This is a genomic window from Streptomyces liliifuscus, assembly GCF_016598615.1.
GTDB classification, from domain to species: Bacteria; Actinomycetota; Actinomycetes; order Streptomycetales; family Streptomycetaceae; genus Streptomyces; species Streptomyces liliifuscus.
Window position 1 is genome coordinate 8637699 of sequence record NZ_CP066831.1, and the last position, 12204, is coordinate 8649902.

Genomic DNA, 12204 nt, shown 5'->3' on the forward strand with positions numbered 1-12204 from the left:
CTTGTCACAGAGGCGTCGCAAACACGTGCCGCAAACAAGCAGGAGCCAGAAACGTGAGCATCGAGAAGCCCGAGATCGACTTCCCGGGCGGCGAGCCCCCGGCGGACCTCGAGATCAAGGACATCTGGGAGGGCGACGGCCCGGTGGCCAAGGCGGGCGACACCGTCTCCGTCCACTACGTGGGCGTGGCCTTCTCCACCGGCGAGGAGTTCGACGCGTCCTGGAACCGCGGTGCGCCGCTCCAGTTCCAGCTGGGCGTCGGCCAGGTCATCGCGGGCTGGGACAAGGGCGTGGAGGGCATGAAGGTCGGCGGACGTCGTCAGCTGATCATCCCCTCGCACCTCGCCTACGGCGAGCGTGGCGCCGGTGGCGGCCGTATCGCGCCCGGCGAGGCGCTGATCTTCGTCTGCGACCTGGTCGGCGTCTGAGCCCTCGCGGCCGACCGGCCGGGGGAGACCCCCGGCCCGGTCACCACGAGAGCCCGAGTACGACCCGAGCGCGACCTGATCACCATGAGGGCCGGAGCACGGCCCGGTGATCACGAAGTTCTGATCATGGTCCGATCTTCGTACGCCGTGTGATCGCGGTCCGACCGGACCCGATCACTTGGGGCCCATGCCAGTCCGGGCATGGGCCCTCGGCTTTTGCCACGACACCCCGGGGCGGTACGGTCATCGGTCGGAAGCACCATAGGGAAGGGCATCGATGGCCATTGCCAAGGCAGAGCGGCTGATGAACCTGGCGCTGTGTCTGCTCGGGACCCGGCGGCCGCTCAGCAAGCGCGAGCTCCGCGAGTCCATCGAGGCCTATCTGGAGGCGAGCTCGGACGACTCCTTCAACCGGATGTTCGAGCGCGACAAGGACGATCTGCGCGAACTCGGCCTGGTCATCGAGACGGTGGAGAACCTCGACGGCGAAGTCGGCTATCTGGCCCGCCGGGACAGCAACCGGCTGCCTCCCATCACCCTCGACGCCGAGGAGGCCGCGGCCCTCGGCCTCGCCGCCAAGGTCTGGCAGCAGGCCCGCCTCGCGGGCGCGGCGAGCGGCGCCCTGCAGAAACTGCGCGCCGCGGGCCTCCCCGAGGACGTCGATCCGTACGAGGCCCATGGCGCCCTCGAACCACGCATCCCCGTGCACGAGGCCGCGTTCGAGCCCCTGATGCTCGCCTGCCGCGACCGGCGGCCCGTCGCCTTCGACTACCGCAAGGCCACCGCGGCCCGGCCCGAGCCCCGCCTCGTCGAACCGTGGGCCCTGGAGTGCTGGCGCGGCCACTGGTACCTGGCCGGCTGGGACCGCGACCGGGGCGCCGAGCGGGTCTTCCGGCTCTCCCGGATCACCGGCAAGGTCCGTACGCGCGGCGGAAAGTACACGGCCCAGGTGCCCGACGTCGTCACCGTGCGTGAGACCGTCGCGAGCTGGGCGGGGGACATCGCCGACCGCTCCGCGCTGATCCGGCTGCGCTCGGGCTCGGGCTACCCGCTGCGTGCGAAGGCCGCCTCCGTACGGGAACTCGGCGACGGGTGGGACGAGTTGGAGATTCCGTACGGGCACGGCCTGGATGCCTGGCTCGTCGAGTTCGGGCCCGACGTGGTCGTCCTGGAACCCGCCGAGCTGCGGGCCGACGTCGTCGACCGGCTGCGCGCCGTGGCCAAGGGCTGAGGGGGAACGTAAGAAAGTGGCAGGAAAACCGGCCAGGCCGGGGAACGCGATCGACCAGACCCGACGGATGCTCTCGCTGGTGACGTATCTGCGGGAGCGCCCCGGCGCCCGGGTCGAGGATGTCGCGCGGGCCTTCGGGATCACCGAGGACGAGCTGATCTCCGACCTCGACGTGCTGCCGCTGTGCGGGACCAGCTTCCGCGGGGGCGATCTGCTCGACATCGACACCGACGGCGACCGGATCTGGTGGCACAACCCGGACGATGTCGCCGAGCCGCTGCGGATCGCCGCCGACGAGGCGACCGCGCTGCTGGTGGCCGCACGCGCCGTGTCGACGCTGCCCGGACTGCGCGAGGGCGACCGGCAGGCGCTGCTGCGGGCCACCGCGAAGGTGGAGGCCGCCTCAGGGGAGGCCGCGGGGGCCAGCGCCCGGCTGTCGGTCACCTTCGAGTCCGAGGGCGGGGTCTTCGCCGACGTCGACCGGGCGATCTCCGAGCGCCGCAGGCTGTGGATCCGCTACTACTCGCCCTCGCGGGACGAGCTCACCGAGCGGGAGATCGACCCGATCCGCCTGGTCAGCGTCGGGCACACCTACGTGGAGGCGTGGTGCCGCCGCTCCGAGGCGCGGCGCACCTTCCGGCTCGACCGGGTCGCCGAGATCAAGATCCTCGACGAGGCGTCCGCGCCGCCCGAGGTCGAGCTGCGTGACCTCTCCGAGGGTCTGGTGCAGCCGGCCGCGGAGGATCCCGAGGTGGTCGTCGAGGTCGGCCCCGGCGGGCGCTGGGTCGCCGAGTACTACCCGCACGACAGCGCCGAGGAGCTCCCCGACGGCGGCCTGCGCATCACCCTGCGCGCCCCCGACCCGGCGTCGCTGCGCCGGCTCGCGCTGCGGCTCGGCAGGGAAGGCCGGATCGTGTCACCGGCCGAGGTCGCGGACAGCGCCCGGCAGGCGGCCCGTGAGGCCCTCGCGGCGTACGACGGACCGCAGGGTGCCCACGACGGTGGGGACCGGCCGCAGGACGTTCCCGGTACGTCTGGCGGCGGTGTCCCGGGCGCTCCGGTCGACGGCGGCGGGGGAGCGCAGCGCCCGGACGACGGGCCGCACGGAGTTCATGACGGGCTGTACGGCAGGCAGGAGCAAGGGCTTTGAGCGGGTCGGCGATGTCTGGTATCAGTGAAATGTCCGTGGCGTCCGCGTTCTCGGGGATGACAAGGGTGGATCCCGTGGTGTTCAAGGCCGCGTGCCCCGACTGCCGGGCCGGGTTCGAACTCTCCGCGAACGCTCTGCGCCTGGTCATCGGCGCCACACATCGGACCACTTTCTACTCGTTCACCTGCCCGGAGTGCGGCGCGGCGGTACGCAAGCCGGCCGGGGAGCGCATCGTCGAGCTCCTCACCGGCGGAGGGGTCCGGGCCCTGCGTCTGCACGCGACGGTCCAGGGGGCTTAGGGTCGAGCCATGTTCTGGCCGATGTTCGCGATCGCTGTGGGTTTCCTGGGAATCTCCGTCCTCGGAGTGCTCGCCGTCCGTGTCTTTCTGGAAGCGGAGCGTCTGGGCAGGCAGGTCACCGAGTCCGCACGCAGGATCGGCCGCGCGGCCGAGGATCTGGAACACGCTTCCGCCGGTGCGGCCCGTGCCGCGGACGCCCTCTGAGCCTTCCTGTCCATGCGCTTTGAGTCACTCCGACCTGTCTGGTTCGCAGGATCGGCAGGTACGCTGCTGGTCGCGGACCGGAGAGCGAGGCGCCGACCGCAAACTGGGAGTACGCACAGGGATTGCCCCGCGTTTACCCCTGAGCGTTACGATCGCTGCCAGCACGACTGTCGGACAGACGTCCGACCGGTCGGGCAGCAACCCAACCACGCCGCCTCGGTGAGAAGGTAAAAGCTTATGTTCGGAAGGCTCGGCGCTCCCGAGATCATTCTCATCCTCGTCGTCATCATCCTGCTGTTCGGCGCGAAGAAGCTTCCGGACATGGCCCGCTCGCTGGGCAAGTCCGCCCGCATCCTCAAGAGCGAGGCCAAGGCGATGAAGACCGAGGGCAAGGACGACAGCGCCGCCCCGGCAGCCCCGCCGCACGACGACCAGTCCCAGGTCCAGCGCACCATCCAGGCCGCACCCGGTGACGTGACCAGCTCGCGCCCGGTCACCGAGCCGACGGACACGACCAAGCGCTGACGCAGGGCCGGTGACCGCCGGCCCCCTGCACGAGATGGGAACGTGGGTTGCTCAAGTCTGCCCGCAAGATCGAGGAGAAGGATCCGGAGGGGCGGATGCCCCTCGCGGAGCACCTTCGTGAGCTCCGCAACCGGCTCGCGAAGGCGATGCTGGCCATCGTCGCCGTCACGATCGTCGCCGCCTTCTTCTACAACGACATCATCAACTTCTTCACCGAACCGATCCTCGACTCGGTCGGTTGTGCGAAGTCCTTCGAGGAGTTGGCGAGTCAGCCCAAGGACACCACCTGCGCGCAGATCACGATCAACGGTCTGCTCACGCCGTTCACCCTGGCGTTGAAGGTGTCCCTGATGGCGGGCGTCGTCTTCGCCTCGCCGATCTGGCTCTACCAGCTCTGGGCGTTCGTCGCGCCCGGCCTGCACAAGAGCGAGAAGAAGTACGCCTACGCCTTCGTCGCGACGGGCGTCCCGCTCTTCCTCGGCGGCGGATTCTTCGCGTACAAGGTGCTGCCCACCACCGCGAAGGTGCTGATCGAGTTCACGCCGTTCGGCGTGGACAACCTGCTGCCCCTTGACGACCTGCTCGACCTCGTCACGCGCATGGTGATCGTCTTCGGCCTCTCCTTCGAACTGCCGCTGCTCCTGGTGATGCTCAACATGACCGGGATCATCTCCGGCAAGCGCATGGCCGGCTGGTGGCGCGGCATGATCATGGGCATCACCGTGTTCGCCGCGGTCGCCACGCCCAGCACCGACCCGCTGACGATGATGGCGCTCGCCGGACCGATCTGGATCCTCTACTTCGCGGCCACCGGCTTCTCGCTGCTGAACGACCGCCGCAGGGCCCGTCGTGAGGCCGAGGGACCGGACGACGACGAGGCCTCCGAGCTCGACCTCACGCCCGAGGACATCGGCGAGATCGAGTCCGTGTCGGCGAACCGCGCGCTCCCGGCGCAGGCGGACTCCGAGCACGACCGGATCAACGGCTACGACGACGTGACCTGACGTCGCCGGACTACGTTGCCGGACGACGTTGTAGGGTCCGTGGCCGTGACCAGCGAGATCACCCTCTTCGTCAACCCCACCGCGGGACGCGGCCGGGGCGCCCGCGCGGCGCAGCCGGCCGCTTCCGCGTTGCGGGCCGCCGGCTTCTCCGTACGCACGGTCCTCGGGGAGAACGCCGAGGACGCCCTCACGCGCGCGTGTGCCGCCGTCGAGGCCGGCACGGGTGCCCTGGTGGCCGTCGGCGGCGACGGCATGGCGAACCTCGCCCTCCAGGCCGTCGCAGGGACGAGTACACCGCTGGGCCTGGTCGCCGTCGGCACCGGGAACGACTTCGCGCGGGCCCTCGGACTGCCCGTGCGCGACCCCGCCGCCGCGGGACGGGTCGTCGCCGAGGCGCTCAAGGGGGCACGGCTGCGGGAGATCGACCTGGGACGCGTCGGCGGCACCTGGTTCGGCACCGTGCTCGCCTCCGGCTTCGACTCGCGGGTCAACGACCGCGGCAACCGCATGAGATGGCCCACCGGCCGCTTCAAGTACGACCTCGCGATGCTCGCCGAACTCGCCGCCTTCAAGCCCTTCCCGTTCCGGATCACCCTGGACGACGGCGAGGTCCGCGAGATCGAGGCGACGCTGGTGGCCGTCGGCAACGGATCCTCGTACGGGGGCGGGATGAAGATCTGCGCGGGCGCGGATCTCACGGACGGGCTCTTCGACGTCACCGTGGTCGGGGACTGCAGCCGCAGGTCACTGCTCCGGGTCTTTCCGCAGGTCTACAAGGGGACGCATCTCGGCCACCCCAAGATCACCGTGCATCGCGCCGCGAAGATCGAACTGGCTGCCGAAGGGATCACCGGATACGCCGACGGGGAGCCGCTCGGGCCACTGCCGCTGACCGCGGAATGCATACGCGGCGCGGTGCGGGTCGCGGGGCCCTGAGCAGCGCGGTGCGGTCCCCGGAGGGACTTCCTGAGCTGGTCGGACGCCGGATCCACAGGCTCCGATCGGATAATGATCGTCCTGTTGTCAGTGGTGGCCGGTAGTCTCGAATGCACGATGACAGAGGATCTCTCACCGGCCGAGCGGTACGCGGCAGCCCGTAAGCGTGCTGTCGAGCAGGCCACCGCGCTCGCGGACTTCCGCGAGATGTACGACTTCGGCCTCGACCCCTTCCAGATCGAGGCCTGTCGGGCCCTCGAGGCGGGCAAGGGTGTTCTCGTGGCCGCGCCCACCGGCTCGGGCAAGACGATCGTCGGCGAGTTCGCCGTCCATCTCGCCCTCCAGCAGGGCAAGAAGTGCTTCTACACCACGCCCATCAAGGCACTGTCGAACCAGAAGTACGCCGACCTGAGCCGTCGTTACGGCGCGGACAAGGTGGGCCTGCTGACCGGCGACAACAGCGTCAACTCCGAGGCACCGGTGGTCGTGATGACCACCGAGGTCCTGAGGAACATGCTGTACGCGGGCTCGCAGACCCTCCTCGGCCTCGGTTACGTCGTCATGGACGAGGTGCACTACCTCTCGGACCGCTTCCGCGGTGCCGTCTGGGAGGAAGTGATCATCCACCTCCCCGAGTCGGTGACCCTGGTGTCACTGTCGGCGACCGTGTCGAACGCGGAGGAGTTCGGCGACTGGCTCGACACCGTCCGCGGCGACACCGAGGTGATCGTCTCCGAGCACCGGCCCGTGCCGCTGTTCCAGCACGTCCTCGCCGGACGCCGGATGTACGACCTCTTCGAGGAGGGCGAGGGCCACAAGAAGGCCGTCAACCCCGACCTCACGCGCCTGGCGCGCATGGAGGCCAGCCGTCCGTCGTACCAGGACCGCAAGCGGGGCCGCGCCATGCGCGACGCCGACCGCGAGCGCGAGCGGCGGCAGCGGTCCCGGGTGTGGACGCCGGGGCGGCCCGAGGTCATCGAGCGGCTCGACTCCGAGGGGCTGCTGCCCGCCATCACGTTCATCTTCAGCCGCGCCGCCTGCGAGGCAGCCGTCCAGCAGTGCATGTACGCGGGGCTGCGGCTGAACGACGAGGAGGCCCGGGAGAAGGTCCGCGCCCTCGTCGAGGAGCGCACGGCCTCCATCCCGACCGAGGACCTCCACGTCCTCGGCTACTACGAATGGCTGGAAGGCCTGGAGCGCGGCATCGCGGCCCACCACGCGGGCATGCTGCCGACGTTCAAGGAAGTCGTCGAGGAACTCTTCGTACGCGGCCTGGTGAAGGCCGTGTTCGCCACCGAGACCCTCGCGCTCGGCATCAACATGCCCGCCCGCTCGGTGGTGTTGGAGAAGCTCGTCAAGTGGAACGGCGAGCAGCACGCCGACATCACCCCCGGCGAGTACACCCAGCTCACCGGCCGGGCCGGCCGCCGCGGCATCGACGTCGAGGGCCACGCCGTCGTGCTGTGGCAGCGCGGCATCAACCCCGACCACCTCGCGGGACTCGCCGGCACGCGCACGTACCCGCTGCGCTCCAGCTTCAAGCCGTCGTACAACATGGCGGTGAACCTCGTCGAGCAGTTCGGGCGGCACCGCTCGCGCGAGCTGCTCGAGACGTCCTTCGCGCAGTTCCAGGCCGACAAATCGGTCGTCGGGATCTCCCGCCAGGTGCAGCGCAACGAAGAGGGTCTCGAGGGCTACAAGGAGTCCATGACCTGCCACCTCGGGGACTTCGACGAGTACGCGCGACTGCGCCGCGACCTCAAGGACCGCGAGACCGAGCTGGCCAAGCAGGGCGCGTCGCAGCGGCGCGCCGAGGCGGCCGTCTCCCTGGAGAAGCTCAAGCCGGGTGACGTCATCCACGTCCCGACCGGCAAGTTCGCCGGACTCGCACTCGTCCTCGACCCGGGGCTGCCCGCCGGGCGGTCCAACGGACACCGGGGCTTCGAGCACCACGACGGGCCGCGCCCTCTCGTCCTCACCGCCGAGCGCCAGGTCAAGCGGCTCAACACGACCGACTTCCCGGTGCCCGTCGAGGCGCTGGAGCGGATGCGCATCCCGAAGTCGTTCAACGCGCGCTCGCCGCAGTCGCGCCGCGACCTCGCCTCGGCGCTGCGCACCAAGGCCGGACACATCGTGCCCGAGCGGCACCGCAAGCGCCGCGCCGAGGCCGCCGACGACCGCGAGATCGCGCAGCTGCGCACGGCGATCCGGGCGCACCCCTGCCACGGCTGCACCGACCGCGAGGACCACGCCCGCTGGGCCGAGCGCTACCACCGGCTGCGGCGCGACACCGCCCAGCTGGAGAACCGCATCGAGGGCCGGACGAACACCATCGCCCGCACCTTCGACCGCATCGTCGCGCTCCTGACCGAGCTGGACTATCTGCGCGGCGACGAGGTCACCGAGCACGGCAAGCGGCTCGCCCGGCTGTACGGCGAGATGGACCTGCTCTCCAGCGAATGCCTGCGCGAAGGGGTCTGGGAGGGCCTCGGACCGGCCGAACTGGCCGCGTGCGTCTCGGCGTTGGTGTACGAGTCCAGGGTCGGCGACGACGCGATGGCGCCGAAGCTGCCGTCCGGCAAGGCGAAGGCCGCGCTCGGCGAGATGGTCCGCATCTGGGGCCGGCTCGACGCCCTGGAGGAGGACTTCCGCATCACCCAGACCGAGGGCGTCGGCCAGCGCGAGCCGGACCTGGGCTTCGCCTGGGCCGCGTACGAGTGGGCGTCCGGCAAGGGCCTGGACGAGGTGCTGCGCGAGGCGGAGATGCCCGCCGGTGACTTCGTCCGCTGGTGCAAGCAGGTCATCGACGTGCTGGGACAGATCTCGGCGGCGGCACCGGTGTCGTCCGGGGCGAGCTCCACGGTGGCGAAGAACGCGCGCAAGGCCGTGGACCAGTTGCTGCGGGGAGTGGTGGCGTACTCGTCGGTGGGGTGAGCTGGTGGGGCGGTGCGGGGCGGCTCGGTGCGGTGCGTCGGTGGGCGCGGGGTGGCGGGGTCGACCGTGTGTGCGGCGCGGGGTCGGGGCCGGGGCTGCCTGAGCGGGGTGGGTTCGCCGATGCGGCTTGTCGGCTGCCGTGGGCTTTGCGGTGAGCTGGGCGGTGCTTTGGCCTCTTCGGGAGCGCCTCGCGGGCCTTGGAGGGCTCGGAGGCCTTGTGGGGAGGGCTGGGGCGGACTCGGCGGGCGTGCGGGGCGCGGCTTGTGGGGCTCGCACGGTTCGTACGGCCGCCCGTGCTTGGGTACGAGTGAGCCGAACCGCTGCCGTCGGGAGCGGCGCCGGGTCGCTGCTCTCGGGCGTGCCCGAGAGGCTGCCGGAGCTCTCGCGGGCAGGGCGTTCCCGTCGTTCTCCCGCGGGGCTCCAGTGGATCTCCCGGCGCGCTACCCGGGTGTCGGTGGAGGCTTCGCTCAGGAACGGCTGAGGAGTTGCCATGCGCTTCCGAGTACTCGGTCCTGTCTGCCTCGAACCCCGCACACCGTCCGCGCCCAAACAGAGGGCGGTGCTCGCGACCCTGCTGGTGCGTGCCGGAGCCGTGGTGCCCGCCGGTGCCCTCTTCGACGAACTGTGGCCGGACGGGCCGCCCCGCACCGCCGCGACGACCTTGCAGGTGTACGTGTCCCATCTGCGCAAGGCCCTCACCCAAGGGGGCCACGGCCGGGGCCCGTTGGAGACCCGGCCGCCCGGATATCTGCTCCGGGTCGAGCCCGGCGAACTGGACCTGCGGCGGTTCGACGAACTGTTCTCGCGCGGCCGAGCCGCCTTCGGGGCCTGCGACTTCGCGGCTGCCTCGGAGGTGTTGACCGAAGCCCTCGCACTGTGGAGCGGGCCCGCGCTGTCCGGCGTCCCGCAGGGTGAGGTGCTGACGGCGGCGGCCGTACGGCTCGACGAACTGCGGTTCGAGGCACTGGAGTTGCGGATCGAGGCGGACCTGCGGCTCGGCCGCCATCACGAGGTGACGGGCGAGCTGATGGAGCTGGCCCGTGCCCATCCGCTGCGCGAGCAACTGCACTGCCAGTTGATGGAGGCGCTGCGCCGGGCGGGCCGTACCACGGACGCGCTGCGCGCCTACCGTGCCGTTCACCGGTCGCTGCACGACGAGTTGGGCGTCACACCCGGGCCGGCCCTGATGCGGTTGCACGCGCGTGTGCTCAGCGCGCACGCGTCCGAGCCGGTCACCGCCGCTGTCGTCGCCGCCCCTATCGGCCGGCTCCGCGCAGGTTCCAGGCGAGCCAGCGGCGGACCGCTCCCGGATGTCCGGGCGAGCCGTGCACATCGTCGATCATCTTGACGCGTACGTCGGGCACGGCGGTGCGCAGGAGGTCCGCGTCGCTGGGCGGGATGATCTCGTCCCGGGTGCTCGTCACACAGCGGACCGCCGCGCTGACCGAACGCAGCTGGTCCTCGGTGAGGGCGAACTCCTGAAGCTGTGACCGGAGTTGGACCTCGTCCTGGGTGCCGGTCAGCCGGCGCAGGGTGTCCTTGGTGATGCCCGGGACCCGCTCCCACCATGCCGCGTCGGTGAAGAAACCGGCGACCGGCGGGCCGACCGTCAGGACCCGGCGAACGCGCTGGTCCTCGGCGGCGGCCCGCAACGCCATGTGCCCGCCGAAGCTGAGGAACAGGAGCGTGGCGGCGTCGGTGCGGGCCCGGGGCGACAGGTGGTCCAGGAGCCAGGGGATCAGCCGCCAGGAGTCGGCCGTGTAGCGCTGGGTGTTCTCGCCCACGCCGGGGAGTTCGGCGACCACGGCCGCGTAACCGAGTTTGGTGAGCCGGGGCAGCAGGGGCGCCCACTGCTCCTTGACGCTGACGATGCCGCCCATCATGAGGAGAAGGGGGCGGTGGGAGCGGCGGCGGTGCGTGTCCAGGCCCGCCGCCCATGCGTGCAACGTGCCGTCCGGGTGCGGGAGTTCGAGGCGTTCGATGCCTCCGTGCGTCCGCCGCCAGGTGTCGAAGGTGGCGACGGCCGTCTGCTGTGCGTGGCGTCGGGGGGCGTCGTACGGGTAGGGGAATCGGGCCAGGGTGTAGTGGCGGCAGGCCGCCAACAGGCGTCCGCGGTCGACCAGTTCGTCGCCGCGCAGCCGCCAGACCCGGGTCCAGGAGTCGGCCGCGTCGGGGGCGTCGGTGCCGATACGGGCGAGGATGCGGGCCGTTCCGCGGGCGCTCATGCCCTGGTTGCGGGCGTGGAGGCGGGCGAATTCCTTCAGCTCGCTCAGGTGGTCGAGTGGGGCTGCCCGGAGAACACCCTGCTGTTCGAGTGGTCGGTCGTGGTGGTCGTGGTGGTCGACTTGTTCGAGGTGGTCCAGCTGGTCGCGGTGGGCGACAGGTGTGACGTGGTCGGTGGGGCGGCGGTCGGGCATGCGATGTCCTTCCGGCGAGGGTTCAGAGGTGTTCCAGCGCGAAGCCGGCTTTGATCCACTTGCTCGACTCGACGGCCACGGCCAGAGCCTTCTGACCACTTGTCATCTCCCGCAGCAGGCGCTCCAGTTGGAGGAACGGCAGGGCGTTGCCGTTGTTGCCGGTGTCGGCGACGCAGGAGATCTCGCGGGCTTCAGGCACGCCCAGTTGCTCGGTGATCAGCCGGGTCATGCGTCCGGACAGCTGAGGGGGCAGCAGGAAGTCGAGGTCCCCGGCCGCCCAGCCCAGGCTGTCGAGCAGCTCCCAGAGGATCTCCACGGCCATCGTCGGTACGGACTCCTCGATGGCCTTGTAGTCCTCGATGAGTGCCTGACGTGCATCGTCGCGGTCGGCGAGGCCGAACCAGTCGATGATCTGGCCCGGCTCCCGCCCCAGACCCGTACAGCGGTTGAGGACCCGGCGCAGCGCCACGGCCCCGTCGCCCGGACGCGAACTGAGGACGGCGGCCCCCGCGCCGTCGCCGAACAGTACGCAGTTCACGAGGTCCCCCGGAGCCGCCTCGGAGAGGTCGCGGCGCAGGTCCAGATGCTTGGTGCAGACGTCGCCGCCGATCGCCAGGCCGGTCGTGAACTCACCGCTGGCTATGAGGTGCCGTGCGACGGACAGCGCCTGGACCGCCCCCGCGCAGCCCGACTGCAGCTGATAGGTGGGCAGTTGGTCGAGGCCGAGTTGGTCGGCCACCTGATTGACCGTGGCCGGCATCAGATGGTCCGGCGTCGCGGTGCCCAGGACCAGGAACTCCACCTCCGCCGGGTCCGTTCCGGCGTTCTCCAGCGCGGTCGCCGCCGCGTCGGCGCACAGGTCCGCCAGGGTCCAGCGGATGTCGCCGCTCGTCAGATCGCGGGCGAAGTGGCGGGTGCGGGTGCCGATGAAGACGTCGATCCACTCCTCGTTGACCCCCAGGGCCGCGGCGAGTGCGGTGTTGTCTACGGGCTCGCCGGGCAGCGCCGATCCGGCGGACATGACATGGACGGAAGGGGCGGAAGAAATGGAAGGGGCGGAAGGAACGGGTGGGCCG

General features: G+C 70.8%; 12 protein-coding genes. 10 read left to right on the forward strand and 2 right to left on the reverse strand.

Translation table 11 applies throughout. The annotated features are described in order from the left end of the window. Positions 1-53 precede the first annotated feature (53 nt). The 10 genes from JEQ17_RS37235 to JEQ17_RS37280 all read left to right on the forward strand — a co-directional run bounded on the left by JEQ17_RS37235 (position 54) and on the right by JEQ17_RS37280 (position 10059). Positions 54-428 (forward strand): FKBP-type peptidyl-prolyl cis-trans isomerase, encoded by a 375-nt coding sequence (locus tag JEQ17_RS37235; RefSeq protein WP_200399353.1) that lies wholly within the window; start codon positions 54-56, stop codon positions 426-428. A gap of 277 nt (positions 429-705) precedes the next feature. Next, the gene (locus JEQ17_RS37240) at positions 706-1659 is read left to right on the forward strand and encodes a helix-turn-helix transcriptional regulator (protein ID WP_055615505.1); all 954 of its coding nucleotides are present in this window, start codon (positions 706-708) and stop codon (positions 1657-1659) included. Positions 1660-1675: 16 nt separating this feature from the next. Further along, positions 1676-2809 (forward strand): helix-turn-helix transcriptional regulator, encoded by a 1134-nt coding sequence (locus JEQ17_RS37245; RefSeq protein ID WP_200399354.1) that lies wholly within the window; start codon positions 1676-1678, stop codon positions 2807-2809. 11 nt (positions 2810-2820) lie between these two features. Continuing rightward, a complete protein-coding gene (locus JEQ17_RS37250; RefSeq protein ID WP_200399355.1) occupies positions 2821-3108 on the forward strand; it encodes a hypothetical protein in 288 nt (95 codons plus the stop codon). A 9-nt stretch (positions 3109-3117) separates the two neighbouring features. Then, entirely contained in the window at positions 3118-3312 is a 195-nt protein-coding gene (locus tag JEQ17_RS37255) for a hypothetical protein (RefSeq protein WP_200399356.1), read from the forward strand. 237 nt (positions 3313-3549) lie between these two features. Then, positions 3550-3837, forward strand: a complete 288-nt coding sequence (gene tatA, locus JEQ17_RS37260) for a Sec-independent protein translocase subunit TatA (protein WP_200399357.1) — start codon at positions 3550-3552, stop codon at positions 3835-3837. A 47-nt stretch (positions 3838-3884) separates the two neighbouring features. Continuing rightward, complete coding sequence (tatC, locus tag JEQ17_RS37265) at positions 3885-4841, forward strand: twin-arginine translocase subunit TatC (protein ID WP_200399358.1); 957 nt, start codon at positions 3885-3887, stop codon at positions 4839-4841. A 45-nt stretch (positions 4842-4886) separates the two neighbouring features. After that, positions 4887-5777, forward strand: a complete 891-nt coding sequence (locus JEQ17_RS37270) for a diacylglycerol kinase (RefSeq protein WP_200399359.1) — start codon at positions 4887-4889, stop codon at positions 5775-5777. A 72-nt stretch (positions 5778-5849) separates the two neighbouring features. After that, on the forward strand, positions 5850-8711 hold the full coding sequence (locus JEQ17_RS37275) for a DEAD/DEAH box helicase (RefSeq protein WP_200399360.1): 2862 nt from the start codon (positions 5850-5852) through the stop codon (positions 8709-8711). A 490-nt stretch (positions 8712-9201) separates the two neighbouring features. Continuing rightward, a complete protein-coding gene (locus JEQ17_RS37280) occupies positions 9202-10059 on the forward strand; it encodes an AfsR/SARP family transcriptional regulator (RefSeq protein WP_200399361.1) in 858 nt (285 codons plus the stop codon). Here JEQ17_RS37280 and JEQ17_RS37285 read toward each other — a convergent pair. Together JEQ17_RS37285 and JEQ17_RS37290 are read right to left on the reverse strand one after the other, a co-directional pair. Next, positions 9968-11128: an alpha/beta fold hydrolase gene (locus JEQ17_RS37285; RefSeq protein WP_200399362.1), complete on the reverse strand. Its 1161-nt coding sequence runs from the start codon at positions 11126-11128 to the stop codon at positions 9968-9970. The two genes, JEQ17_RS37280 and JEQ17_RS37285, sit on opposite strands and share 92 nt — an antisense overlap. Positions 11129-11150: 22 nt before the next feature. After that, positions 11151-12149 (reverse strand): 3-oxoacyl-ACP synthase III family protein, encoded by a 999-nt coding sequence (locus JEQ17_RS37290; RefSeq protein ID WP_407700115.1) that lies wholly within the window; start codon positions 12147-12149, stop codon positions 11151-11153. Between the last annotated feature and the right edge of the window lie 55 nt (positions 12150-12204).